The sequence below is a fragment of the Arsenophonus endosymbiont of Apis mellifera genome, from assembly GCF_903968575.1.
Taxonomy (GTDB): Bacteria; Pseudomonadota; Gammaproteobacteria; order Enterobacterales; family Enterobacteriaceae; genus Arsenophonus; species Arsenophonus apicola.
Genome location: NZ_CAJCFU010000024.1, coordinates 35567 through 62507, shown reverse-complemented (window position 1 = coordinate 62507; position 26941 = coordinate 35567). Strand labels below are relative to the sequence as shown.

The window sequence follows — 26941 nt, the reverse complement described above, 5'->3', positions numbered from 1 at the left end:
GTAGTGAGGCGGTTTTGGCAAAAAATTGTCTTACTGGTGTGCCGAGGTGGTGAAATTGGTATACACGCTACCTTGAGGTGGTAGTGCCTATAAAACAGGCGTACGGGTTCAAGTCCCGTCCTCGGCACCATTTTAAAAGATAACTTGCGTTTCGTATATTATCAGCGTAAAATTTGCGAAGTTTTCGAACGCGGGATGGAGCAGCTTGGTAGCTCGTCGGGCTCATAACCCGAAGGTCGTCGGTTCAAATCCGGCTCCCGCAACCACTTCTTAGCATATGATCTATTTCAGGCGTCTCGTTGAATTATTTTTCGTTTGGAAGAGTGCTGAGTCAGGGGTTAAACCTACTGGCAGTGTATAGGGTCCAGTTGCATAAAGCCCCGGGTTTCGGGGTTTTTTGTTATTTAAAACAGAATTACTGGGCTTTTAGCCCTTTTTTTATGTCTGGGGGTGGGGTTTGTCCACATTAGAGCAAAAATTAACATCGATGATTTCAGTGCCGGTAGAAGCGTTAGGTTTTGAATTTGTTGGGCTGGAGTTTATTCGAGCACGTGTTTCGACATTACGCGTTTATATTGATAATGAACATGGTGTTACTGTTGATGATTGTGCCGATGTTAGCCACCAGGTCAGTGCAGTACTGGATGTTGAAGATCCGATCTCAGTGCTCTATAACCTGGAGATATCTTCACCAGGACTTGAGCGTCCACTCTTTACTGTTGCACACTATCAGCGTTTTATTGGTAAAGAAGTGAATTTAATATTAAGAATAGCAATGCATAACCGTCGTAAATGGCAAGGTATAATTAAAGCTGTTAATGACGAAATGATTACGGTTACTGTGGATGGCAAGGACGAAGTGTTTGCACTAAAAAACATCCAGAAAGCTAACCTGGTACCCCACTTTTAATAAAGTTCAATGAGGCAACTAGGATGAATAAAGAAATTCTGGCTGTTGTGGAAGCGGTTTCTAATGAAAAATCTCTTCCTCGCGAAAAAATCTTTGAAGCGCTTGAAACCGCATTAGCAACAGCTACTAAGAAAAAATATGAACAAGAGATTGATGTTCGCGTTAATATTGATCGTAAAACGGGAGATTTTGATACATTTCGGCGTTGGTTAGTAGTTGAAGAAGTAACGCAGCCAACACGTGAAATTACCTTAGATGCGGCAAAATTTGAAGACTCAGAGATTAAATTAGGCGATTATGTAGAGGATCAAATAGAGTCTGTTACGTTTGACCGCATTACTACTCAAACTGCAAAACAGGTTATTGTTCAAAAGGTACGTGAAGCTGAGAGAGCGATGGTTGTCGAACAATTTCGTGAGCAGCAAGGTGAAATCATTACCGGGGTAGTAAAAAAAGTAAATCGTGAAAATATTACATTAGATTTAGGAAATAATGCCGAAGCGGTAATTTTGCGGGAAGATATGTTACCACGTGAAAACTTTCGTCCAGGTGACCGTGTGCGTGGTGTATTATATGATGTACGTCCAGAAGCGCGTGGGGCTCAGCTATTTGTTAGTCGTTCTCGTCCTGAAATGTTAGTGGAATTATTTCGCATAGAAGTACCTGAAATTGGTGAAGAAATTATTGAAATTAAAGCTGCTGCCCGTGACCCAGGCTCGCGGGCAAAAATTGCCGTAAAAACGAATGATAAACGTATTGATCCAGTAGGCGCCTGTGTTGGCATGCGTGGTGCAAGGGTGCAAGCAATATCAAGTGAACTTGGTGGTGAGCGTATTGATATTGTTCTGTGGGATGATAATCCTGCACAATTTGTGATTAATGCGATGGCGCCAGCTGATGTGGCTTCTATTGTCGTTGATGAAGATAAATGTACGATGGATGTTGCCGTTGAGAGTAGTAATTTGGCTCAGGCAATTGGTCGTAATGGACAAAATGTTCGCTTAGCTTCTCAATTACTAAAAAAACATCGTGGAGATGACAGATGGGAATTAAATGTCATGACTGCAGAAGAACTTGAAGCTAAACATCAAGCAGAGGCACATGCATCTATTAATTCTTTTGTTAAGCATCTTGATATTGATGAAGAATTCGCTACTGCTCTCGTTGAAGAGGGTTTTTCTACATTAGAAGAATTAGCTTATGTACCAATCAACGAACTATTAGAAATTGAAGGTCTTGATGAGACAACGATTGAAGTTTTGCGTGAAAGAGCGAAAGCGGCGCTGACGACATTAGAATTGGCTCAAAAAGAGAGTATGGGGGATAATCAGCCAACTGAGGATCTGTTAAATCTACCAGGTATGAATCATGCTTTAGCAATGAACCTAGCTGCTCATGGTATTTGTACATTGGAAGATCTTGCCGAACAGGGGATCGACGATCTGAGAGATATTGAAGAAGGGCTGAATGATGAACAGGCTGGTGAAATTATTATGGCTGCGCGCAATATTTGCTGGTTTGGCAACGATCCAAAATAATTTGTAGCAGGAAGGAACAGAATGGCAGATGAAACTGTAAAATCATTGGCAGCAGAGATTCAAACTTCAGTTGAACGCCTGGTACAGCAGTTTGCTGATGCCGGGATAAAGAAAACTGAAAATGACGCTGTTACTCAAAATGAAAAAGAAACTTTACTTGCATACTTAAATCGTGAAGATGGGACTACAGGTAACCAGACTGGCAAATTAACACTACAGCGAAAAACTCGCAGCACTCTAAGTGTTCCGAGTACGGGCGGAAAAAGTAAATCAGTCAATATTGAAGTCCGTAAAAAGCGCACATATGTTGACCGCGATGCATTGGAAAAAACGAAAGCTGAAGAGCAAGTGAAGCATGAAGCTGAAGAGCAAGCAAAGCGCGAAGCAGAAAAAAAAGCAAAACGTGAAGCCGAAGAGAAAAAAGCGAAACGTGAAGCAGCTGAAAAAGCCAAGCGCGAAGCAGCGGAAAAAGAGAAAGTGAAACAAAGTAAAAATAATCAAAAAACGGCTAAATCGAATCAAGATTCGGCTACTTATACGGAAAAACAGCGTCGCGAAGCTGAAGCAGCAGAGCTCAAGCGGAAAGCTGAAGAAGAGATGCGACGTAAGGTAGAAGCTGAAGCTAAACGAGTTGCTGAAGAAGCTCGACGTATGGCAGAGGAAAACTCCAATAGTTGGAGTAGTGCTGATGAAGTAGAAGATAATGTAGATTATCATACCACGACTTCTCGTCATGCTCGTGAAGCAGAAGACGAAAATGATGCCCAAGAAGAAGGCCGTCGCGCCCGAAATCGAGGCGGAAAGGCTACTCGGCAGAAAAAAAATAATAAACATTCTGAGAAAGCTGATCGCGAAGAAGAGCGAGCGGTTGGTCGTACGAATAAAACTAAAGGTAAACAGAAGAAAACCAGTTCATTACAGCAAAGTTTCACAAAACCAGTTGCGGTTATTAACCGTGATGTTGTTATTGGCGAAACCATCTCGGTTGCTGAATTAGCAAATAAGATGGCAGTCAAAGGCTCCCAAGTTGTCAAGACTATGATGAAAATGGGCGCCATGGTGACCATCAATCAGGTGGTTGATCAAGAAACAGCGCAACTTGTGGCAGAAGAGATGGGGCATAAAGTCATCTTGCGTCGTGAAAATGAGTTGGAAGAAGCAATTTTAAGTGATCGTGATACTGGTGAAGCAATCGCAGAACCACGAGCACCAGTTGTAACGATCATGGGGCATGTTGACCATGGTAAAACGTCATTACTTGACTATATTCGTTCGACTAAAGTGGCATCGGGTGAAGCTGGCGGGATCACACAGCACATAGGTGCTTATCATGTTGAAACAGATAAAGGCATGATTACCTTTTTAGATACACCAGGGCATGCTGCATTTACTTCGATGCGTGCTCGTGGTGCTAAAGCAACTGATATTGTTGTTTTGGTCGTTGCAGCGGATGATGGTGTGATGCCCCAGACGATAGAAGCTATTCAGCATGCTAAGGCCGCTAATGTTCCCGTTGTTGTTGCAGTTAATAAAATTGATAAACACGAAGCTGATCCTGATCGCGTTAAAAATGAGCTATCTCAATATGGTATAGTGGCTGAAGAGTGGGGTGGTGAAAACCAATTTATCAATGTATCTGCCAAAAAAGGGACAGGTATTGATGAATTATTAGAAGCTATCTTATTGCAAGCTGAAGTATTAGAACTCAAAGCGGTTCGTACCGGCATGGCAAGTGGTGTTGTTATCGAGTCTTATTTGGATAAGGGGCGTGGTTCGGTTGCGACTATTTTAGTTCAGGAAGGCACTCTTAATAAAGGTGATATTGTCCTATGTGGTTTTGAGTATGGCCGTATTCGTGCAATGCGTAATGAATTAGGTGAAGATATTCAGTCTGCAGGGCCATCAATTCCGGTTGAAATTCTGGGCTTATCAAATGTACCTTCAGCAGGTGATGAAGCAACGGTTGTCCGTGATGAAAAGAAAGCGCGTGAGGTTGCACTTTATCGTCAAGGTAAATTCCGGGAAGTGAAATTGGCACGCCAGCAGAAGTCAAAACTAGAAAACATGTTTGCTGACATGGAAGATGGTAAGATTTCTGAGTTAAATATTGTATTAAAAACCGATGTACAAGGTAGTTGTGAAGCTATAATTGATTCGTTGCAAAAACTGTCAACTGATGAAGTGAAAGTAAAAATTATTGGTTCAGGTGTTGGTGGTATTACAGAAACGGATGTTACATTGGCTGCTGCTTCTAATGCGATTATCATTGGCTTTAATGTCCGCGCCGATGCTGCAGCAAGACGTATCGTTGAAAGTGAAAATTTAGATCTGCGCTATTACTCTGTTATTTATAGTCTTATTGATGAGATCAAACAGGCGATGAGTGGTATGTTGGCGCCTGAATATAAACAGCAAATTATCGGCTTAGCGGAAGTGCGTGATGTCTTTAAATCACCTAAATTTGGTGCAATTGCTGGTTGTATGGTTGTTGAAGGTATAATTAAGCGTAATAACCCTATCCGTGTATTACGGGATAATGTGGTTATTTATGAAGGTGAATTAGAATCATTACGTCGCTTTAAAGATGATGTTAACGAAGTTCGCAATGGTATGGAATGTGGTATTGGTGTGAAGAATTACAATGATGTCCGTGTTGGTGATATGATAGAGGTATTTGAAGTCATTGAAGTGAAACGTTCTATTGATAATTAATACCTCCTTTACTGTTGCTTATTAAAAGGCCATAACATCAGTTATGGCCTTTTAACTAAAGAGTTATAGATAAGCATTCAAATAGTGCATATTGGTTATCGAAAGTTGCGGTGGCATTAATTCTTATGATGATAAATAATGTTTAACAGTTATTATTTATTTTATATAAAAATCAAATAGATATAACTATTGAATTTTATTTTTCTGATATATATATAATAATGAATGGTTATTATATTTTAGTTTTACCCTGTGAGGAGATGTCATAATGGCAAGAGAGTTTGGTCGTGCTCAGCGTGTTGCCCAGGAAATACAAAAAGAGATCGCCATTATTTTGCATCGAGAAATTAAAGATCCACGCGTTAAAATGGCTACTGTTTCAGGAGTGGAGGTTTCTCGTGATCTGGCTTATGCCAAAGTGTTCGTGACTTTTTTAAACATATCAGATCAAGAACATGAAATAGATATGGTTAAAAATGGTATCAAAGTATTGAATGGCGATATGGCGAAACATATTCGTTCTTTGCTCGGTAAAGCAATGCGTTTACGTATTGTTCCTGAATTAACTTTTTTTTATGATAACTCTTTGGTTGAAGGTATGCGTATGTCTAATTTAGTTAGCAACGTGATCCGTGATGATGAAAAGCGCCGTCATACCGCTAAAGATAAAGAGAGGAAGTAATGAGGCGTCGTCGAGGTCGCGAAGTTCACGGGGTATTGTTATTAGATAAACCGGCAGAACTTTCATCTAATGATGCTTTGCAAAAAGTACGTCGGTTATTTAATGCTAAAAAAGCAGGTCATACCGGAGCACTTGATCCTTTAGCAACCGGCATGTTACCGATTTGTCTGGGTGAGGCAACAAAATTTTCACAATTTTTACTTGATTCGGATAAACGCTATCGTGTTGTTGCTCGTTTAGGGCAGCGTACTGATACTTCAGATGCGCATGGCAAAATAATTTGTCAACGTCCGATCGAAATAACCCAGCGGCAACTTGATAAGGCATTAGATAAATTTCGTGGTAATTTAATCCAAGTACCGTCTATGTATTCTGCGCTTAAATATCAGGGTAAACCGCTTTACGAATATGCCCGTCAAGGTATTACTATTGAACGTCAAGGCCGCCCGATTACTGTTTATGATTTACAATTTGAGCGCTGGCAAGAGAATGAACTGGAATTAACCATTCATTGTTCAAAAGGGACTTATATACGGACTATTATTGATGATTTAGGTGAATTGTTGGGTTGTGGTGCTCATGTGATTTATCTAAGGCGCTTACAGGTAGCTACTTATCCTAGTGAACGTATGGTAACGTTAGAGCAATTATATACGCTTAAGCAGCAAGTGGAATTAGGAACAACTTCTCTGGAGGAACAATTAGATCCTTTATTACTACCTATCGATACAGCGGTTAGTCATTTTCCGGTAGTCAATATTTCATCGCTTGTTGCAACCTATTTTAAACAAGGGCAAGCGGTTGTTGCTAATCATCAGCTTCCCGAAGGTAATAAAGTTCGAGTAACAGAAGGTAATATCCATAAATTTATTGGTATTGCTGAGATCGATGAACAAAATAGGATCGCGCCTCGTCGTTTAGTCGTGGAAAGTGTCTGCTAGGATTTAGATGTTATCTTGCGTTATGATTGATTGAAGCGTAAAATAGGTGAGCATTTGTTCGGGAAGGCTGAATTAGAGATCGGCTTTCCTTATGTTTAATGAAAAATCTGGAGTTATTTTATGTCTCTAAGTACTGAAGCAAAAGCGCAAATTATTGCGGACTATGGTCGTGATAAAAATGATACGGGTTCTAGTGAAGTTCAAGTTGCTCTATTGACTGCACAAATCAATCATTTGCAAGATCACTTTGCAGAGCATAAGAAAGATCACCATAGCCGTCGAGGCCTGTTGCGAATGGTTGCTCAGCGTCGTAAGCAATTGAACTATCTGAAGCGTAAAGATGTTGCTCGTTATACCGGACTTATTGAGCGCTTAGGATTACGTCGCTGATTAGTTGGTTTCAAAAGAAAAGGGGCCAGAGGCCCCTTTTCTGCTAGAAAGCGTAAAAAATTTTAGAATTGGTTTACACTTACAAAATAATTTTAGGAAATAGATTTTTGCCAATTTATTTCTAAATAAAGTGAGCTTCTTTAGCTACAACCGGTTCGCGCGGCTAATGAGAATGCTGATATTCACAAGATGAATAAAAATATTCAGTATTGTCATTAGTCGTGAGGATGTAGCAAGAAGGGAAATATTGGTGTTGTTATATAAATAAACAGCTATTAAAAGGGTATTATTTTGCTTAATCCTATTGTTCGTAAATTTCAATATGGCCAGCATACCGTCACAATTGAAACGGGTATGATGGCGCGTCAAGCGACTGCTGCGGTTATGGTTAATATGGATGATACAGCCGTATTTGTCACTGTTGTTGGACAGAAAAAAGTGAAAGAAGGGCAGGATTTCTTTCCACTGACCGTTAACTATCAGGAACGATCTTATGCTGCCGGTCGAATTCCCGGTAGTTTTTTTCGTCGCGAAGGTCGTCCTGGTGAAGGTGAAACACTGATTGCCCGACTGATTGATCGTCCACTTCGTCCCTTGTTTCCAGAGGGATTTGTCAATGAGATACAAATTATTGCTACGGTTGTCTCCATTAATCCACAAGTGAATCCAGATATTGTTGCTATGATTGGCGCATCTGCTGCTTTATCTATTTCAGGTATTCCATTTAATGGTCCAATTGGTGCAGCGCGCGTTGGTTATATTGATGACCAATATGTTTTAAATCCCACCGTTGATGAATTGAAAAGCAGTCGCTTAGATTTAGTGGTAGCCGGCACGTCGAGTGCGGTACTAATGGTAGAGTCTGAAGCTGATTTATTGACGGAAGAGCAGATGCTAGGTGCGGTGGTTTTTGGTCACGAACAGCAACAAATCGTGATTGAGAATATCAATGCCTTGGCGGCCGAAACGGGTAAAGAAAAATGGGATTGGCAGCCAGAAGCGATTAATGAAGAATTACATCGCCGTATTGCTGAATTAGCTGAACAGCGGTTGGGTGATGCTTATCGTATTACTGAAAAACTAGAACGTTACACTAACGTTGATGCGATCAAAGAAGATGTTGCTAATACACTTTTGGCAGAAAATGAATCTATAGATGTTGCTGAAATAAACGACATTCTCTCCGGTTTAGAGAAAAAAGTTGTCCGTACTCGGGTGTTAAAAGGCGAACCGCGGATTGATGGTCGAGAAAAAGACATGGTACGTGCTCTTGATGTACGTACTGGCGTATTACCTCGTACCCATGGTTCAGCGTTATTTACGCGCGGAGAAACTCAGGCATTGGTCACGGCTACGCTCGGTACTGAGCGTGATGCGCAAGTTATTGATGAACTTATGGGTGAATATACCGATCGTTTCTTATTCCATTATAATTTTCCTCCTTATTCAGTGGGAGAAACGGGCATGGTCGGTTCGCCAAAACGTCGTGAAATTGGCCATGGGCGTTTGGCTAAGCGTGGTGTATTGGCGGTTATGCCGAACCAATCAGAGTTTCCCTATACTGTACGTGTGGTGTCTGAAATTACCGAATCTAATGGCTCTTCTTCTATGGCTTCCGTTTGTGGGGCATCACTAGCATTGATGGATGCCGGTGTTCCAATTAAAGCTGCAGTGGCTGGTATTGCCATGGGATTGGTGAAAGAAAACGATGATTATGTTGTGCTTTCCGATATCTTAGGTGATGAAGATCATTTAGGCGATATGGATTTTAAAGTCGCAGGTAGCCGTGAAGGTATTAGTGCTCTGCAAATGGACATCAAAATTGAGGGCATTACGCGTGAGATTATGCAAGTTGCATTAAATCAGGCAAAAGGGGCTCGTTTACACATTTTAACGGTTATGGAAGAAGCGATTAATCGTCCCCGTGAGGAAATTTCTGAGTTTGCTCCACGAATTCATACCATCCACATTAATCCTGATAAGATTAAAGATGTGATAGGAAAAGGTGGTTCTGTCATTAGAGCATTAACTGAAGAGACCGGTACTACGATTGAAATTGATGATGATGGTACGGTAAAAATTGCGGCAACTGATAGTTCTAAAGCAGAAGCGGCTATTCGCCGTATTGAAGATATTACCGCAGAAGTTGAAGTTGGTCGTGTCTATCAGGGCAAAGTCACACGTATTGTTGACTTTGGTGCTTTTGTTGCCATTGGTGGTGGCAAAGAAGGATTGGTGCATATCTCTCAGATAGCAGAAAAACGTGTTGAAAAAGTTACTGATTACTTACAGTTAGGTCAGGAAGTACCGGTTAAAGTACTGGAAATTGATCGGCAGGGTCGTATTCGCCTTAGTATTAAAGAGGCGGTTTCTACTGAAAAGCCGACTGAAACAGAAACACAAATTTCTGCAGAATAATTTGACGTAAGGCTCGGTGTCCTGTAAAAAGAGCACCTACTCAGTTTTTTGCTAACTGAGTCTCCGGTAATTGTGGGGATTGACGGGATATATTGATTAGTTTCTGTCTTTGGGAGAAGGTAATGAATTCTTTTCTGCGCTGGCTCTATACTGCTGCTATTGTTTTTATTGTCGGTTGTAGCAGCGGAAACTGGCGTAAAAATGAAGTCTTTGCTATCCCGTTGCAACCCACATTGCAACAAGAAGTAATATTGGCTCGTATGGAGCAGATCCTTGCAAGCCGGTCATTATCCGATGATGAATACGCACAGCTTTTATATGAACGCGGTGTATTGTATGATAGTCTCGGATTAAGGGCGTTAGCGCGCAATGATTTTACTATGGCGCTAGCTATACGTCCTGATATTCCGGAAGTTTTTAATTTCCTTGGAATATATTTTACACAGGCAGGCAATTTTGATGCTGCCTATGAAGCGTTTGATTCTGTTTTAGAGCTTGATCCAACTTACAATTTCGCGCGCATGAATCGAGGTATTGCACTCTATTATGGTGGAAGATATCGATTGGCGCAGGGTGATCTGCTGGCGTATTATCGACAAGATCCAAATGATCCTTTCCGCAGCTTATGGCTTTATTTAGTGGAGAAAGAGATAGAACCAAAAATGGCATTAGCCAATTTGTTATCTCGTTATAACCAAGCGGAAAAAGGGCAATGGGGCTGGAATGTAGTTGAATTCTATTTAGGCAAAATCAGTGAAAAAACATTGATGGTTCGTCTAAAAGAGAATTCAACAGATAACACTTCGCTCGCTGAGCATCTTAGTGAAACTAACTTCTATTTAGGTAAACATTACCTAAGTCTGGGGGATAATGATAGCGCTATAGCGTTATTCAAGCTTACGGTAGCTAGCAATGCACATAGCTTTGTTGAGCACCGCTATGCTCTGTTGGAACTGGCTTTGTTAGGTCAGGCACAAGACGACCTTTCAGAATCAGGCTAACAGTAGCGACGAACATATCATCACTGCTTTTTTTAAGTCTTCATCGATTGTGATGAGGGCTTGTTGTTCGTTTAATAACATAATTTGAGCCAGTTCACATTTTAAATGAAAATGACCGAAATTTTTTTCGCAGAGTTATGTAAACTGGCCGCCATAATGAATGAGGCACTTTTACATGACTAATGAGACTGAAATCTCTTTTGCTGATTTAGGTTTATCAACACCAATTCTTTCTGCACTAAATGACCTTGGTTATGAAAAACCATCGCCAATCCAGCAGCAATGTATCCCCTATTTATTAGATGGGTGTGACGTATTAGGTATGGCACAAACCGGTAGTGGTAAAACAGCAGCTTTTAGTTTACCGCTCTTACATAATATAGATATCACATTGAAAGCCCCACAAATCTTAGTGTTGGCACCAACGCGGGAGTTAGCCGTACAAGTTGCGGAAGCCATGGGTGAATTTTCCAAACACATGCGTTCAGTCAATGTGGTCGCACTCTATGGTGGGCAGCGTTACGATTCGCAGTTACGCGCACTAAGACAAGGCCCACAAATTGTAGTGGGAACACCAGGTCGCTTATTAGATCACTTGAAAAGAGGGACATTAAATTTATCCCATTTACGTGGTTTGGTTCTTGATGAAGCGGATGAAATGTTACGTATGGGGTTCATTGAAGACGTTGAAAATATCATGAGCCAGATCCCAAGCGAGCATCAAACGGCGCTGTTTTCTGCCACCATGCCGGAAGCGATCCGTCGTATTACCCGTCGCTTTATGAAATCTCCAAAAGAGATCAGCATTCAATCCAGTGTGACGACGCGCCCAGACATTACCCAAAGTTACTGGTCTGTCTATGGTATGCGTAAAAATGAAGCATTGGTTCGTTTTTTGGAAGCAGAAGATTTTGATGCGGCAATTATTTTTGTGCGCACTAAAAATGCCACATTAGAGGTTGCTGAAGCGCTTGAACGTAGTGGCTATAACAGTTCAGCGCTAAATGGCGATATGAATCAAGCGCTACGTGAGCAAACATTAGAGCGTTTAAAAGATGGTCGCCTTGATATATTAATTGCCACTGATGTTGCAGCACGTGGTCTAGATGTTGAACGTATTAGTTTAGTTGTCAATTATGACATACCAATGGATGCTGAGTCTTATGTGCATCGAATTGGTCGTACTGGTCGGGCAGGTCGAGCTGGGCGCGCTATTTTGTTTGTGGATAATCGTGAACGTCGACTATTACGTAATATAGAACGTACCATGAAGCAGCCAATTACCGAAGTTGAGTTACCCAGTGCGGCGGTTTTAAGTGAACGTCGCCAAGCTAAATTTGCTGAAAATATTCAAAAGCAACTAGAAAGTGGTGATTTAGAGAAATATCGAGCGTTACTGACTAAATTAGTTGCTAATGATGAACTGGATATGGAAACTTTAGCTTCTGCGCTATTAAAAATGGCGCAAGGGGATCGGCCGTTAATATTGCCACCTGATCCTGTGCGTCGCGCAAAACGTGAATTTAATTCGCGTGATGAGCGTCGTCGCAGTAATAGTAATGGTACTTCGGAGCGTAGTCCGCGTCGGGAGCGTCGTGATGTTGGTGATATGGAATTGTACCGTATTGAAGTTGGTCGTGATGATGGCGTAGAAGTTCGCCACATTGTCGGTGCAATTGCTAACGAAGCGGATATTAGTAGTCGTTATATTGGTAATATTAAGTTGTTTGCCTCGCACTCAACGATTGAGTTACCAAAAGGAATGCCAAATGAACTACTTAATCATTTGACACGTACACGTATTTTGAATAAGCCAATGCAAATGCAATTGTTAGGTGAAGCACAACCATTTGAACGTCGTGGTAATGGACAACGCAATGGTGGTGAATTACGTGAGCGAGGACGTCGCTTTGGTAACGAACGTCGTAGTGAGCGTGAACAGTTCCGTGGACGTAATGAAGGACATAATAACGCTGGATTACGTCGTCGTAGTAATCACAATATCTAATGTAATAAGATTAATATCTTATGTGACGCCAAAAGCTGAATTCAATTGAATTCAGCTTTTTTGTTTATTAAAACGACATCAACCAAATCAACATAATTCTAATCCCTCTTTAAAGGCTTTTTAGATAGCAACGACTGATCGGAATAGGTTGACCATTACATAATACTAATTTTGCCTGACCATTTTCAGCAAAAGTGTCGTGGTCAAAAAACAGCAGCAGCGATAGCCCGACTTTTCATGTATATCCCCCGACGATTGCAAGGTAATTGACAAAGCAGCCACTTACCAGGCAAAGGCGTTAGCATGTTTTAAATTCCGTTTTCTGAACAAATGCTTATCAGGGCGTCGTTAACGCAAAGCGTTACAATGGTAAAGGGTATTAAGAGACTTATGCTAAAAGATGTCAATTTTATCTTTATAGATGAAATTAAATATCATCTATTGATAAATATTATTTCGTTATATTATTCTTATCAACTTAACAGGATGTTAAAAATAACGTTACAATTGAATAAAGCGAATATAGGAAGCTATGAAACGGAATTTATTGAAATATCGCCTTTTTTCTCTCGTTGTTTTACCCCCTTTCGCCGCGTCAGCTTCACACCTAAAGCCTGAGAATGCAGATAGGTTGTTGCAACAGCAGGCGCAGCAGCAACAAGCTCAACAACAGCAATTGGCAGCCAGGGCACCGGATCTACATTTGTCTGTGCCGATGGTTAAAACCACATTACTGTTTCCAGATGAAAAACCGTGCTTCAGGCTTGAACAAGTCAGCGTGACAGGGCAAGCGGCGTTACCGCATTGGGTTCCCGTGCAACGTTTAGCGGATCAAGCTATCGGCCATTGTCTCGGCGTGAAGGGTATTAATTTACTTGTCACTAATATCCAAAATCGCTTAATCAGCCATGGTTGGATAACCACTCGGGTACTGGTGACAGAACAAGATTTATCCTCTGGTGTATTGAAACTGGTGGTGATGCCAGGGAAAGTACAAAAGATTCTATTGACAGAAGACTCATCAAAATACACCAACTTATATACGGCGATGCCTGCCCGTCGAGGTAATTTATTGGATTTACGTGACATGGAGCAAGGTTTAGAAAACTTGCAACGTCTATCGACCGTACAAGCTACACTGGAAATGGTGCCGGGCGATGGGCCTGGAGAAACTCAAATTGTCATCAGGCGTCAGCAATCACGTTTCTGGCATGCCAGTGCATGGATGGATAACACGGGGGCAAAAAGCACGGGCAAACACCAGGCTGGTGTGATGTTGGCGCTCAATAATCCAACATCGCTAAGTGATCTTTTCTATATTGCGGCAACGCGTGATTTAAGCTTTTCGAGCAGTAAAGACAGCACTAACTACAGCGCTCATTACTCGCTACCATTTGGTTATTGGCAGTTTGCCACCACCGTGAGTGACTATAAATATACCCAAACAATTGCCGGATCCAGTGATGATATTCAATATCGGGGTAAAAGCAAAAGCCTCAGCCTGCAATTAAGCAATGTGCTCTATCGCGATGCCACTGCCAAAACGACAGTGACGTATGATGTGAATTTACGCGAAACGCGTAACTTGATTTATGATACCGAAATTGAAAAACAAAAAACGCCGGACGACTTGGTGGAAATTGGCATTTAATCATCAGCAATATGTTGGGCAAGCGACATTAACGGCGAGTGTGAACTATCAACATGGCATACGCTGGTTTGGCGCCATGCCGGCGTTTGAAGAGTCTCGTGAGCGTGATTCAAAGGATTATGCAACGGCACTCGCTAAAGTCATGCAATTTTCAGCGTCAGCCAGTGTCCCCTTTAAGCTTGCCCGCCACTCCTTGCGCTTTGACAGCCAATATTTACGCCAAATTAGTTACACCCCACTCACCCCACAAGACCAGTTTAACATCGGTAACCGCTGGACAGTTCGCGGTTTTGATGGTGAGCGCACGTTGAGTGCGGATAGGGGTTGGACAATACGTAACAGCCTGTCTTGGGTAAGACCAATACCGGATCAGGAGCTCTATCTAGGAGCTGATTATGGTGAAATTGGAGGAAAAGGGGTTGATCTCAACCTCGGTACACACCTTGCAGGAGGCGTTATCGGTTTGCGTGGCGCGATAAGCCCTGCCAATTTGAGCTATGACTTCTCTGTTGGTATACCATTTTCTAAACCGGATGGATTTAAAACCGATCCGGCGACATTGGCTTTCTCTGTAAACTGGAATTACTAAGGCTAATTAGGATGAATAAATTATTTTATCGTTTAATTTTTAATGTCGCGCGCCAAATGGTGATGGTCGTTGCTGACATTATCACTGGTCACCGTACCGATCCGGTAAACCAAACAGAAAATTCCATCGAAAAAGCCACAAGTAGCCGTCTGCGTTGGGTCATTAAATCCATCACCACCTCATTATGGTTAACTTTCGGCATGGTGAGTTTTAATGTGCAATCCTCTACTATTCAAGCAGATGGTAATGCACCGGATAACCAGCAGCCAACGATTGTCAACAGCCAAAATGGCTTACCGCAAATCAACATCCAGACACCCAACCGTGATGGCGTTTCACGCAACCAATACCGTCAATTTGATGTTGACCATAAAGGTGCGATCCTCAATAACAGCAGTACCAATGTGAATACTCAGCTTGCTGGCATCATTCAAGGTAATGATTGGTTGGCAAAAGGGCAAGCTAAAATCATCTTGAATGAAGTCAATAGCCGTGATCCAAGCCAGCTCAATGGTTTTATTGAAGTTGCGGGTAAAAAAGCGGATGTCATTATTGCTAACCCGGCAGGGATTACCTGTAATGGCTGTGGTTTTATCAACGCCGACCAATCCTTACTATCAGCGGGTAAGACTCTGATAGAAAATGGCAAAGTTAAAGGTTTCGCAGTTGATAAAGGCAATATAAATATTGCTGGAAAAGGTTATAACGGCAATGATATTAACTACACCGCCTTAATTGCTCGCTCAGTAAAAATTAATGCCAAATTACACGCTAAAGATCTGGTGATCACCACAGGTAAAAATCAGCTCGCTGCTGATGGCAAAACGATCCTTAAAACCGATCATTCAGCGCAGGATGAACGACCTAAATTTGCTCTCGATGTCTCCGCACTCGGGGGTATGTATGCTAACCAGATAACCATGCGCGGCACAGAGCATGGCGTTGGAGTGCGTAATGCCGGCCATATTGCTGCTCAGGCGGGCGATATTTCCTTATCTGCTGATGGTAAAATTACTAATGTGGGGGCTATCATCGGCAACCAACATTTAGCGATCAAAAGCCAGCAAATTGTTGCTAACGGCGGCACACTAATGGCTGAGCAACATATTAATTTAACCGCTAAAAATGCGATTAACAACATAGAGAAAGGCCAAATCGTCGCGGGTGAAAATATTGTTGCCCATGCTGAGTGGATCAACAGCGATTATGGCACATTCGTTGCTGCCGGTGTGGATAGCAAAGGGAAATTAACCACCGCGGGCTCACTGATGGTTAAAGGCCCAAAAACAGTTGCACTACAAGGTACTATCGTTGCTAAACAAAATATTGTGCTGACTGGCAGCTCAGTTGATTTATCTGGCTCCGCTATCAAAGCGAAAGCAATGATATTGACTGCAACCGAAGCAAATATTGACACAAAACAAGCCAATATTTTGGTTGATAATAAAGCGCTATTGACGGCGAAAAAAGGGCTTGATAATCAAAAAGGTCAGCTTGTTGCCAAGCAAATAGTGTTAATTAGCCCTGAGTTTATCAACAACCGACAAGGTAAATTAATTCAACAACGCAGATTTGATAATCGGTGGCACACCCGTACCTTGCACAACCAGCAGGGGGAAATCAGTCTGGCAGGCGACACCAATATAGTAGTTAATGAACTGAATAATCAATCGGGTCGTCTGTTGATCCGTGCTAGTAAGTTGGATATTGATAGCCAAATACTGAATAACCAGCATGGCCACCTAATTGCTACTGGCAAGGATGCTACTCACATTAAAGCCAACCTGCTTACCGGCCAACAGGGTGAGCTCCAAACGAATGGCGCACTAAAATTAAACGGCCAATCAATTAACCTCGATCAAGCAATAACGCAAGCTAAAAATATTGCTATTCAAGGGCAAAACCTGTCACATCAAGCTGGGAAGATGCGGCAAACAGGTGCAGAAACAGGACAGATCACACTGAGCCAAACCTTAAATAATCAATCAGGCAATATCAGCAGCCAAGGTGATCTAACGCTTAATATTAATAAACTTGAAAACCAGCAAGGGACAATCATTGCTGCAAAAACGGCTGCATTAAGCGTGGTTGCTCGACAAAGTATTGATAATCGCCAAGGCAGCTTGATTGGTGAAAAAAATGTTTTTTTAAATACCCTGGCGCTGACTCACGATGATGGAAAATTAATTAGCAAACAAGCAGACATGCTAATTCAGACTCAGGTACTGCAAGGACGGCGTAGTAAAATTTCATCCAGCGGGCAGCTGCGGTTAACTGCTACAGAGGTTGATCTGACCGAGCGAATACTCAGGCTGATAATATCCAATTTATAGTCAATAGCCTGAACCATAACCGAGCGAGCTTAACCCAACTGGGCGAACAGCAAGGTTTAATTCAGGTTGCTCAGCAGTTGACCAATCGTGCTGGGGATATCAGTGCTAATGGTTCATTTGTGATTAAAGCCAAACAGCTGGATAACCTGCAAGGTAAATTGATCACTAAGCGGGAGGACTTGCAGCTTATCATTAATGAGGATATCAATAACCAGGCTGGTTTGATTACTGCTGAACAGTTATTGATGATGAGTAATCAAGCACTGTTCAACCACCAGGGGCATCTACAAGCAACCAACATTGATATTAATACTCATCAACAACAGCTTGATAATAGTGAAGGCACGTTGCATGCTCTGCAAAAACTCACCTTACACTCGGGTAAGCTTGCAAATCAGCGAGGTGTTATTCAGTCAGGCAGTAACATGCTGATTGATACCCACGGTCAGCAACTGAGCAATAGCCAAACGGGTGATCAGCAAGGTATTGATGCCCAAGGCAGCTTATCTATTTATAGTGGCGTGTTGAAAAACCAACAAGGCCGCATTTTTGCCCGGCAACGGCTGAATATAGACAGTCAAGGGTTAGATAACCGCCAAGGTCTGGTGACTAGTCAGTCAGACATCAAGCTGAACACGACCCAGTTTGACAACAGTCAAGGTACTATTAAAGGGCAATTAATCACTCTTGATACCCATGGGCATTCCTTAACCAATCTGGCTAAAACAAATGAGCAAGGTATCTTTGCCAGCCAACGACTAGCCTTAAAGATCGGCGAATTAATCAATTATCAAGGACATATTCAGGCTCATGACATCGCGTTAGATACGCAGCAAAAGCGGGTTGATAATCGCCAGGGAGAAATTATCGCCGACAATACCTTGGATGCCAAAATCGGTGAGCTCCAAAATGTACAAGGGCGAATACAAGCGGCTAAAAAATTGCGGCTTAATAGTCACGGACAACTAATTAATAATAACCATAGCCAGGCAACCGGCGGGATCTTAAGTGGTGGTAGTTTATCGCTCGAAAGTGGCAAATTGAGCAATCAGCATGGACAGATCCAAGGCGCACAGACCACGAAGTTAATTACCTTACTGCTTGATAACCAACAGGGGCAAATCTTTTCTGCCAATGCATTTTCAATCGATACGCAACAACAACCGCTATTGAACCAAAAAGGCATTCTGGAGGGGAAAGGACAGGTTGAATTGCAATTGGGTGATTTTATCAATTCACAGGCAATTACTCAGGGCAAGGAGGGACTGAAAATTGATGCACTGCGTATTGATAACCAAAACGGCACCCTGTTGAGCCAATCAATAATGAATATAAACGGGTTAGCGCTAAATAATAGCCAAGGGCTGCTCAAGTCACAGCAAAATACAGCGCTATCCATCAAGCAGAATATCGACAACCAGCAAGGCCAAATCTTATCTGCTGCAGATTTAACTATTCATGGGCAAGCGATAAACAACATTCAAGGGGTGATCCAGGGGCTTAATCATGTGGCGTTATGGGCACAAACGCAGATTGATAATAGCCAGGGTTGGCTCAAAGCGAATAAAAAATTGCTTATCAGCAGTCAAAAAATAACTAACCTAGCCACAGCCCAGGCGGGCAAAGGGATCGAAGGCCAGCAAATATCACTCGATAGCGATAGTTTGCATAACCAAGATGGTGTAGTGCGTGCTGCTCAAACGCTAGATGCTATTATCCGCCAACAGCTGGACAATAGCCAAGGCATGCTATCGGTCGGTAGCCAACTGAATATCAGTGATGATGGCAAGGGTCAAAAATTGCGCTTAGCCAATCAGCGAGGCGTCATGGTGAGTGATGGCTCGGCAACCATCATCGCTAACCAATTAGCCGGCGCGGGTAAGCTTAGCGCGCAAAAAGAGTTATCCCTTTCCCTAAGTCAATGGTTTGAAAATCAAGGCTATATTCAAGCCGGTGAGCGCCTGGTGGCCAACTTTAAACAAGGTTTTAGCAACCATGGCTTATTATCCAGCTTAGGTGATTTACTGCTTACCAGCCCAATGGTGATTAATAACCTGTCAGGCGAAATCAATGGGCAAAAGAGCCATATTAGCGTGAGTGGCAATATGCGTAATAGCGGCTTAATTAATGGTGGATTAATCCATATCAGCGCCCAATCCCTCGATAACATCGGCAGCGGTAGAATTTACGGTGATTTGCTCGCGCTTGCTGTTTCGCGCCTGATTAATGATAAACAGGCAGACAAATCTGCTGTCATTGCCGGACGCAATGCAGTCAATATTGCGGTTGTTGACTTATTAAACCGCGACCATGCGCTGATTTATAGCGATGGTGATCTGGTGATTGGCCAGGCATTAGATGACCAACTGCAGGCTACCGGCCGCGCGCAGAGTGTCAAAAACCACAGTGCTAATATTGAAGCCGCCGGTGATCTGATATTAGCCACTGAGCGGCTGGAAAATAAAGATATCCATTTACAATTTTCTGATCAACCGCTTGAAGTGAGTCGTGAACATTTTAATTGGTTTGATTTTGGTAATGGCCGACGTTACAAAATTGCGCCACGTAATGGTAATCAAACTCGTCATGCTATTAATGATGATGGCACATTAAACCCAGATGTGGGGATTGATTATGAAAGTTCTAACCGCTGGCGCATGTTTGAAAATGGTAACTGGACCAAGTATTTCTATGAATATGACTATCAGCGTATCACTGATAAAACGCAGCTTATTAACCGTGATCCTGCGTTGATCACAAGTGGCAAGCATCTCACCGTGGATGGCCAGCAACTTAACAATGAAAATTCACGAGTAGTGGCTGGGCAAAATTTGATTTTAACCGGTGAAGAACTCAATAACCAAGAAACACAGGGTGTGCTTCGCATCGCTGAAAAGGGTGATACTATCTATCGTTATAAAGGTGGCGGTAAATGGAAAACGCGCAGTAATCGCTCTCAATATCAAGGTGTCAATAGCGAACAAAGTTTATCATTCAATCTAATTGAAGTGACGGAACAGGCCGGAGAGATTAACAAGCCCCAGCTAGATGCCGTTAAGGTAAATAAACTGACTGAACAAACAGATGCGACTGCTGATGCCGATCTGCCGCCGCATTTTGTTGCTAATATTGCTCAGCAAGCCTTAAAAGATCAGCCAAACAGACCGTTGGATCTGCCGGCTCAGCAGACAGCCGTCATTCAGTTGCCAGCAATCAGCAGCAAAGTTGATTTTACTACTGATAAATCCGTTGACTCATCACCAACGATTTTGGCTAGTGTGATCAAAACCATAGAGCCAAATATAAAACTGCCAGATAACAGCCTGTTTAAGCTGACACCCGATAGCGACAGCCAATATCTGATTGAAACTGATCCCCGTTTTACCCACCATAAAAAATGGTTATCGAGTATCGAGGTTGTTACTCACTCGCAGCTGCATAAGCGGTTAGCCGATGGTTATTATGAGCAGCGTTTAGTGCGCGAGCAACTGATGGAACTTACCGGTCAACGGCGACTGGCTAACTACCAAAGTGATGAACAGCAATACCGAGCGCTCCTGACCAGCGGGGTGACTTATGGTAAGCAGTATAATTTGACACCGGGTATTGTCTTATCGTCAGCGCAAATGGCTAATCTCACCAGTGACATGGTGTGGATGGTTAATAAAGAGGTGCTGTTGCCAGATGGACGTATTGAGAAGGTCAGTGTTCCACAGCTGTATGTGCGCGCTCGCCAGGGGGATTTAAATGGCAATGGAGCACTGCTGTCAGGAGGCAATGTTTCTGCCGATATCACCGCTAAGCTGCTAAATAGTGGTGAAATTGCTAGTCGTCAATTGACTGATCTGCAAAGTGAAACTATCCATCACAGTGGGCGTATGCAGGCTAAAACAGTTCAGCTTAAGGCATTGAAAGATATTCACAACCTGGGCGGCCAAATTGGCGCCGCAGACCGCGTTTCATTAGCTGCCGGCGGTGATATTCGTAGTGAAACAGCGCAGCTTGGCGATGGCCAATCGTCATGGTTAGATCGCCCAGCCAGTATTTATGTAACGGGTGATAATGGTCAGCTGACGTTAAAAGCCCGCCAGGACATCAAGCTGACTGCCAGCCAAATTGCTAATTTGGGCGCGGATGGCAAAACGGATATTCAGGCCGGGCAAAATATTCAGTTAGCTACCCGTAATGTGCGTTCAGCTTTCGATTATACGCGCAATTCCAACAACTATTACCGGGGTGAAAACGCCACGGAAATTGGCACCCATATCCAAACGCAAGGCGATTTAGCCTTATCGGCCGGGCAGGATTTATCAGCACGTGCTGCCAATCTATCGAGCGGTGGAGCGCTCTCTTTCAATATCGGGCGCGATATCCATATCACCTCAGGTATTGCAAGCAGCGACTATGCCAAGCACAGTAAACATACCGATAAAGGATTTTTATCGAGCACCACCACCGAAAAGCACCATCAACTGACTGAACGCCGCGCCATTAGTAGCCGTTTTAGTGGTCATTCTATCAATGCGACGGCGGGCAATGAGATAAATATTCATGCTAGCAATCTATTTGGCACCAACAGCGTCACGCTAAAGGCGGGTGCTCAACTCAATGTGAGCACGTCAGATGAAACGTTGCATGAAACCGATATATCGAAAACCCACAACTCAGGTTTAATGAGCACTGGGGGGATGGGTTTTACTTTAGGCGCAAACCGGCAAAAAATCACTCACGATACGGATAGCACGCAGAAAAAAGGCAGCGTGATAGGCAGTATGGCCGGTAATGTAAGCTTAACTGCGGGCGCGCAAGGGACGATTGCAGGCAGTGAACTGATGGCAGCAAAAGATATCACTGTCACCGGCAGCGATGTAACTATCACTGCGGCAGAAAATAGCCGCACCGATATCAGCCGGCTAACTACTCAAGCCAGTGGTTTAACACTTTCATTGGGGGGGACAACTGGCAGTGCCCTTGATAGCATGGTGCGCACGGCAAAATCGGCTAAACAGGAAGAGGATAGCCAACTGGCTGCCCTTAAAGCGATGAAAGCAGGGTTACAAGGCATTCAGGCCGGACAAGCGGCTCGCCTGGCGGCAGCACAAGGTAAAATGCCTGCTGTGGCTATCAATCTGTCTTATGGTCGCCACTCGTCACAATCCACCACCATAACAGAGCAAAACACGGCGTCGGGTAGCCGTTTAAGTGCGGGTGACAATCTTACACTGACGGCAACGGGTAGGAAAGAAAACAGCCAAGGGCACTTAATGGTTGAAGGCAGTCAGTTGGCTGCGGATAAAAACATTAGCCTGATGGCCAAAAATGATATCGACCTGAAAAGTGCCAGCAATCGGCAAAAAGTAAATAGTAAAAACGCCAGTCAAGGGCTGTCGATGGGTATTGGCTATGGCACAGACGGTTGGAGTGCTAACGTTGGGGCTAATAAAAGCCAAGGGTTTGAAAAAGGAAATAGCCAGTTTTTCACTGATAGTCAACTCAATGCCGGCCAGCAGCTGACGATTGAAAGTGGTCAGGACACTAAATTAACCGGTGCGCAAGTGAGCGGTGAAACGGTTAAAGTGGATGTTGGTGGTAACCTGAGGTTAACTAGCCAACAACTTATCGATAAATATGCTGCCCAACAGACCCGTTCAAGCCTGGGCGCGAGTATTCGCCAGGGCGGCGGCGGCTCACTGAATGTGTATGCCAACAAAAGCGAGCTGCACAGTGATTACCAATCGGTTGATAAATAAACCGCTATCAATGCCGGTCAAGGCGGCTTTGTTATTAGGGTGGGCAAGCACACGCAATTGGATGGTGCGGTGATTGGCAGCACGGCCGAGGTGGCTAAAAATAAACTCGACACCGGCACATTGGGCTTTGGCGCTAGCAAAAACCGCGCTGAATATAAGGTGGATAGCTAAAGTGGCGGCTTTAGTTCAGGTGGTGCCACGCTGGGTGAGCAGTTTGTCACCAATGCAGCGGGTTCGTTGCTGACCAATATGAATAACCAAGGCAAAGCGAGCAATACCACCCACTCAGCGGTGTCGGAAGGCCAACTCATTATTCGTGACCAGGACAAGCAGCAACAGGAAGTGGCGGATTTAAGCCGTGATGTGGACAAGGCGCATGTAAAACTGAAACCGATTTTTGACAAACAGCAAGCGCAAAAACGGATCGAACGAAATCAGCTGCTATGAGAGTTAGGTCAGCAGATCACCGATATCGCGGTGACGGAAGCCACTATTCGGGCGACGCAAGCGGTGAATGAAAATACCAGCCCGCCGACAAAAGAGCAGCGTAATGAGGCTAAACAGGCGCTCGAACAGCAAGGCAAAACGGTCAGTGATAGTGCAATTGATAACTACCTTCATGAGCAGGCGATCAAGGCAACAATCAATAGTTCAGGCTGGGGTGTCGGCGGCACTAACCGCCGCATCGTGGAGGCGGGCACCGCCTTAATTCAAGGCCTGGCCAATGGTGATGTGAGCCAAGCGGTGGCGAATGCCAGTGCCCCTTATATTGCCAATCAAATCGGCCAGCATATTGGAGAAGATAACAAAGCCGGTCGTTTGGCCGCCCATGGAATTGCTAACGTTGCATTAGCGTTGGCAAAAAATGAAAATGCAGGCGCCCAGTCCCTGGGCGCAATGACAGCGGAAGCGGTTGGTATGTTGTCGGTCGCCCTGTATAAGAAACAGGTTAGCCAACTGACAGAAGACGAAAAATCGACCGTCAGCGCATTTGCCAGCCTATCGGCAGCTATTGCCGGCGGTTCGATTGGAGGAGATAGCCAAAGTGCAGTAAACTCAGCTCAGGCGGGGAAGGCGTCGGTTGAGAATAACTTTTTAAGCACCAATCAATTAGAAAACTTTGCTCATAAAGCAAGGACTTGTGTTGGTGATGAATGTCAGAAAGTTATTCGAGACATGGTGGATACCAATGTTCGTCAACAGGAAGAAATCAAGGCTGTTTGTTCGACATCACCTGAACAGTGCCAGCAAAAATATGGTTACCTGGTTGAGCAATGGGAAGCCTTTGATACAACGATTAAGAACCTTGCAAAAGATAAATCGTTGGCTGATGAGTTTCGTAATTATATACCTGCAGCCTATATGTTGGGCATGGAAGCGGAAGGTATCACTGTTGAATATGGCTGGACAAAGCGTTTTGAAGCAATGGGGTTCGATGCTGAAACGGCACAAATGATAGCAACAACACTTCCGGCTATGATAAATGGAGGAAGTGGAAAAGGTGGTAAGGGAACAACCGGTAAACAAACCAATACTTCTAAAGTGGAAGCAGAGAAAAAAGCTTTAGAAAAAATAGGTGGAAACTCTAAAAACGCAAAAGATCTCAGTCAAAAGGAAGCTAACTCTGTTTATAATAAACAGTTGATTAAGAATGCAGACAAAATCTCAACGGCTAAACCCGGTCAGCAAACAGCAGTACCGAGAGATCTAAATGAACAAACATTTTGGAAATCAGTTCAATCCAAGCCATTGCAAGGTAAAGAGTTACCTGGATTAAATAATGATCCTCGTTTTCCAACATCAGCAGGTTTCCAAAAAATGGAGGCAAAACATAGACTTCCTGATGGTCAAACAATAACTATACACTATCAGTACAATTCAACTACTGGTAAAGCATATGATATGAAAATCATTACATCTCAAAGGATTCAACAAGATCCGAAACAAGTTGCAGATACAATAAGGGATAAAGTTAAATGAAAATACAAGAACCAAGTGGTGAATTTATTGATGTGTTTGCTATTTATTGGATAAATAATAAATCACTATGTCTTGGCTTACCCAAAGGGTATGGAGGATTATCTGTTTATGACTTGTCAGAAGTTAATTTAATTGAACCAACACTGAATGGTGAGTTGGTTTACTTCCAAAATGAAGGGGCTGGTTCTGGTGTGTATCATTGGGCTTTAATCCAAGAGTCATTATTAGATGATTTACTTGAGCTAGATGAAACTGCCTATAAAAGATTTTTAGATATATTAAAATCTGAAGGGCAATTAGATGATAACTTTTATTAATGGTAGGAGACCCAACGCACACTGGGCTCTCCCTTAACCGCCCTCACTCCCCCTCAGCCAGCTGGATAATAAGTTGTCCGGCCTGGCGGGTGAGGGTGTAGTGGTTACCGACAGTAAACCCTAATTTATTCAGCCAGTTACCGCTAATTACCATCTGTGGACTGGGGTTGGGTTTACCGCGGTTAGGTGAATAACCCACTGTATAGTGTCTGGATTTTGCCGCTTTATCTTTAGCTGTTTGGGTTTTTACTCCACAATTGCCTCTAGGCCATCGTGACTATACACCTCATAGTTTCTGTGGTGAGCGGTGGTTCCGTACTCCAACACAGGTCGCCGCATCTGTTTTACATCTTACTTCTTGGTGCTCGCTCTGTTGTTACGGGCAAAACAGTTAGCATCGTGTTTTAAAATCAATGATTCCGGTATCCAGGCAATAATTAAATAAAACACATATTTGTTGGAGTAATAATAGTAATAAATCAAAAACATACCTAGTTAATCCTGTAAAAAACACATTTCATGGTATCGCATAACTGCATGAGCGGGACTAAAATTGAATGGTTACCAGCCAAAATATGCCTAGGGTAAAGATTAGATTGTGCTGTGGTAAAGGTATATCGTCTGTTTTAATGCTATTTAGCGCACGAATTTATTAACAACTTACATTTTAAAAGCGCATACTAAATTGTTTGTTAATTGCAAACAGTATAGTTGCACGTAAAATAGTTAAGGTATATTAAAGTTAATATGAAAAGAAGAATATCATTTTTAGTGCTAATCATGCTGATCGTTGTTGCGATTGCAGTGTTACTTTATACACAAAATAAGCACCTGTTATTACAAGGGGAAGTGGATGCGCCTGAAGTCATCGTGACCTATAAAGCAAGGGGACGCGTAATTGAGCATCATATTGAACGCGGTGACATGGTAAAAAAAGGCCAATTATTGATCACCTTAGAAAGCCCGGAATTGCAAGCGCAACTAGCGGCATTGAGCGCAGTACGTGATCAAGCTAAAGCGCAACTTGATTTATCCTTAAATGGTACTCGCGAAGAGACCATTCGCAATGTTCAAGCGGCATTAAAACAGGCTCAATCTCAGTATACCAATGCAAATAACGAATATATAAGATTGAATAATTTATCGGGTAAAGGCTATGTTTCGGCTAATGAATTAGATAAAGCACGTCGGGCTAAAGATGTTGCTTTTCATCAGGTAAATAGCGCTCAGGCGCAATTAGATGAAGCGAAAAATGGTGATCGTATTGAATTGCGGAATAAATATGCCGCTGCATTACGACAAACCGAGCAACAAATGATCGAGTTACAGGTGCAAGTAGATGATTTACATGTTAAAGCGCCGGTTGATGGTGAAGTTGGCCCCATACCGGCTGAAGTTGGTGAATTATTTAATGCCAATAGCCCATTGCTAACACTTGTTCGTTTACCGCAGGCCTACTTTATCTATAATTTACGCGAAGATATTATGGCTTATGTTCGTAAAGGCGATAAGGTATCGATACGTGTTCCTGCTTTGCAAGACAAAATTATTACAGCGGAGGTACGCTATATTGCCCCGATGGGAGACTATGCAACTAAACGTGCAACACGAGCAACAGGAGATTTTGATTTAAGAACATTTGAAGTACGCCTTTATCCACTAGAGGCTGTTGAAGGGTTGCGTCCTGGAATGAGCGCTCTATGGGCTTGGGATAAATAGGT

At 43.0% G+C, this 26941-nt stretch carries 18 protein-coding genes, 2 tRNA genes and 1 pseudogene; 20 read left to right on the top strand and 1 reads right to left on the bottom strand.

Going from position 1 to position 26941, the window contains the following annotated elements:
• Positions 1 to 40 precede the first annotated feature (40 nt).
• From H1X92_RS01240 to H1X92_RS01170, 19 genes and pseudogenes are all read left to right on the top strand, one after another.
• A tRNA-Leu gene (locus H1X92_RS01240) sits at positions 41 to 130 on the top strand.
• Positions 131 to 189: 59 nt separating this feature from the next.
• Positions 190 to 266 (top strand) — tRNA-Met (locus tag H1X92_RS01235).
• A gap of 191 nt (positions 267 to 457) precedes the next feature.
• Positions 458 to 910: a ribosome maturation factor RimP gene (rimP, locus tag H1X92_RS01230; protein WP_180558504.1), complete on the top strand. Its 453-nt coding sequence runs from the start codon at positions 458 to 460 to the stop codon at positions 908 to 910.
• 23 nt (positions 911 to 933) lie between these two features.
• Positions 934 to 2448, top strand: a complete 1515-nt coding sequence (nusA, locus tag H1X92_RS01225) for a transcription termination factor NusA (RefSeq protein ID WP_180558503.1) — start codon at positions 934 to 936, stop codon at positions 2446 to 2448.
• 21 nt (positions 2449 to 2469) lie between these two features.
• Positions 2470 to 5160: a translation initiation factor IF-2 gene (gene infB / locus H1X92_RS01220; protein ID WP_180558502.1), complete on the top strand. Its 2691-nt coding sequence runs from the start codon at positions 2470 to 2472 to the stop codon at positions 5158 to 5160.
• A gap of 268 nt (positions 5161 to 5428) precedes the next feature.
• Positions 5429 to 5842 carry a 30S ribosome-binding factor RbfA gene (gene rbfA, locus H1X92_RS01215; protein WP_180558501.1) on the top strand — a complete coding sequence of 138 codons (414 nt, stop codon included), beginning with the start codon at positions 5429 to 5431 and terminating at the stop codon, positions 5840 to 5842.
• Positions 5842 to 6783, top strand: a complete 942-nt coding sequence (truB, locus tag H1X92_RS01210) for a tRNA pseudouridine(55) synthase TruB (RefSeq protein ID WP_180558500.1) — start codon at positions 5842 to 5844, stop codon at positions 6781 to 6783. Before rbfA ends, truB begins: the two co-directional genes overlap by 1 nt.
• Positions 6784 to 6903: 120 nt before the next feature.
• Positions 6904 to 7173, top strand: coding sequence for a 30S ribosomal protein S15 (gene rpsO, locus H1X92_RS01205; protein ID WP_180558499.1), 270 nt, complete (start codon positions 6904 to 6906; stop codon positions 7171 to 7173).
• 291 nt (positions 7174 to 7464) lie between these two features.
• Positions 7465 to 9591, top strand: coding sequence for a polyribonucleotide nucleotidyltransferase (gene pnp, locus H1X92_RS01200; protein WP_180558498.1), 2127 nt, complete (start codon positions 7465 to 7467; stop codon positions 9589 to 9591).
• A gap of 122 nt (positions 9592 to 9713) precedes the next feature.
• Entirely contained in the window at positions 9714 to 10592 is an 879-nt protein-coding gene (gene nlpI / locus H1X92_RS01195; protein WP_180558497.1) for a lipoprotein NlpI, read from the top strand.
• A gap of 105 nt (positions 10593 to 10697) precedes the next feature.
• A complete protein-coding gene (gene yrbN / locus H1X92_RS16155) occupies positions 10698 to 10775 on the top strand; it encodes a protein YrbN (RefSeq protein ID WP_135678145.1) in 78 nt (25 codons plus the stop codon).
• On the top strand, positions 10768 to 12600 hold the full coding sequence (locus H1X92_RS01185; protein WP_180558496.1) for a DEAD/DEAH family ATP-dependent RNA helicase: 1833 nt from the start codon (positions 10768 to 10770) through the stop codon (positions 12598 to 12600). The genes yrbN and H1X92_RS01185 overlap by 8 nt, the downstream gene beginning before the upstream one ends.
• A 532-nt stretch (positions 12601 to 13132) precedes the next feature.
• Positions 13133 to 14840, top strand: a pseudogene (locus H1X92_RS01180) (ShlB/FhaC/HecB family hemolysin secretion/activation protein).
• Positions 14841 to 14851: 11 nt separating this feature from the next.
• The gene (locus H1X92_RS15700) at positions 14852 to 17173 is read left to right on the top strand and encodes a two-partner secretion domain-containing protein (RefSeq protein ID WP_233458110.1); all 2322 of its coding nucleotides are present in this window, start codon (positions 14852 to 14854) and stop codon (positions 17171 to 17173) included.
• 77 nt (positions 17174 to 17250) lie between these two features.
• Entirely contained in the window at positions 17251 to 22923 is a 5673-nt protein-coding gene (locus H1X92_RS15695; protein ID WP_233458109.1) for a hemagglutinin repeat-containing protein, read from the top strand.
• Positions 22924 to 22996: 73 nt separating this feature from the next.
• Complete coding sequence (locus tag H1X92_RS15690; protein WP_233458108.1) at positions 22997 to 23167, top strand: hypothetical protein; 171 nt, start codon at positions 22997 to 22999, stop codon at positions 23165 to 23167.
• Positions 23168 to 23172: 5 nt separating this feature from the next.
• Positions 23173 to 23370: a hypothetical protein gene (locus H1X92_RS15685; RefSeq protein WP_225506840.1), complete on the top strand. Its 198-nt coding sequence runs from the start codon at positions 23173 to 23175 to the stop codon at positions 23368 to 23370.
• A gap of 30 nt (positions 23371 to 23400) precedes the next feature.
• Positions 23401 to 24903, top strand: coding sequence for a VENN motif pre-toxin domain-containing protein (locus H1X92_RS15680; RefSeq protein WP_233458107.1), 1503 nt, complete (start codon positions 23401 to 23403; stop codon positions 24901 to 24903).
• Complete coding sequence (locus tag H1X92_RS01170; protein ID WP_180558495.1) at positions 24900 to 25220, top strand: hypothetical protein; 321 nt, start codon at positions 24900 to 24902, stop codon at positions 25218 to 25220. The genes H1X92_RS15680 and H1X92_RS01170 overlap by 4 nt, the downstream gene beginning before the upstream one ends.
• A gap of 43 nt (positions 25221 to 25263) precedes the next feature.
• On the opposite strand, the gene H1X92_RS01165 is transcribed toward H1X92_RS01170, so the two are convergent.
• Positions 25264 to 25419 (bottom strand): SymE family type I addiction module toxin, encoded by a 156-nt coding sequence (locus H1X92_RS01165; protein WP_180558494.1) that lies wholly within the window; start codon positions 25417 to 25419, stop codon positions 25264 to 25266.
• Between the two features lie 548 nt (positions 25420 to 25967).
• Between H1X92_RS01165 and H1X92_RS01160 the strand changes: the two genes are divergently transcribed.
• Positions 25968 to 26939, top strand: a complete 972-nt coding sequence (locus H1X92_RS01160; RefSeq protein WP_180558493.1) for an HlyD family secretion protein — start codon at positions 25968 to 25970, stop codon at positions 26937 to 26939.
• The last annotated feature ends 2 nt before the right edge of the window (positions 26940 to 26941 follow it).

What these genes read in the sequence shown, in the direction of transcription:
- H1X92_RS15700 (WP_233458110.1), top strand. Translation starts at nt 14,852, where the DNA reads ATGAATAAATTATTTTATCGTTTAATTTTTAATGTCGCGCGCCAAATG.
- nusA (WP_180558503.1), top strand. Translation starts at nt 934, where the DNA reads ATGAATAAAGAAATTCTGGCTGTTGTGGAAGCGGTTTCTAATGAAAAA.
- rbfA (WP_180558501.1), top strand. Translation starts at nt 5,429, where the DNA reads ATGGCAAGAGAGTTTGGTCGTGCTCAGCGTGTTGCCCAGGAAATACAA.
- H1X92_RS15685 (WP_225506840.1), top strand. Translation starts at nt 23,173, where the DNA reads ATGAATAACCAAGGCAAAGCGAGCAATACCACCCACTCAGCGGTGTCG.
- H1X92_RS01160 (WP_180558493.1), top strand. Translation starts at nt 25,968, where the DNA reads ATGAAAAGAAGAATATCATTTTTAGTGCTAATCATGCTGATCGTTGTT.
- infB (WP_180558502.1), top strand. Translation starts at nt 2,470, where the DNA reads ATGGCAGATGAAACTGTAAAATCATTGGCAGCAGAGATTCAAACTTCA.
- truB (WP_180558500.1), top strand. Translation starts at nt 5,842, where the DNA reads ATGAGGCGTCGTCGAGGTCGCGAAGTTCACGGGGTATTGTTATTAGAT.
- H1X92_RS01170 (WP_180558495.1), top strand. Translation starts at nt 24,900, where the DNA reads ATGAAAATACAAGAACCAAGTGGTGAATTTATTGATGTGTTTGCTATT.
- yrbN (WP_135678145.1), top strand. Translation starts at nt 10,698, where the DNA reads ATGAAAATGACCGAAATTTTTTTCGCAGAGTTATGTAAACTGGCCGCC.
- nlpI (WP_180558497.1), top strand. Translation starts at nt 9,714, where the DNA reads ATGAATTCTTTTCTGCGCTGGCTCTATACTGCTGCTATTGTTTTTATT.
- rpsO (WP_180558499.1), top strand. Translation starts at nt 6,904, where the DNA reads ATGTCTCTAAGTACTGAAGCAAAAGCGCAAATTATTGCGGACTATGGT.
- H1X92_RS01185 (WP_180558496.1), top strand. Translation starts at nt 10,768, where the DNA reads ATGACTAATGAGACTGAAATCTCTTTTGCTGATTTAGGTTTATCAACA.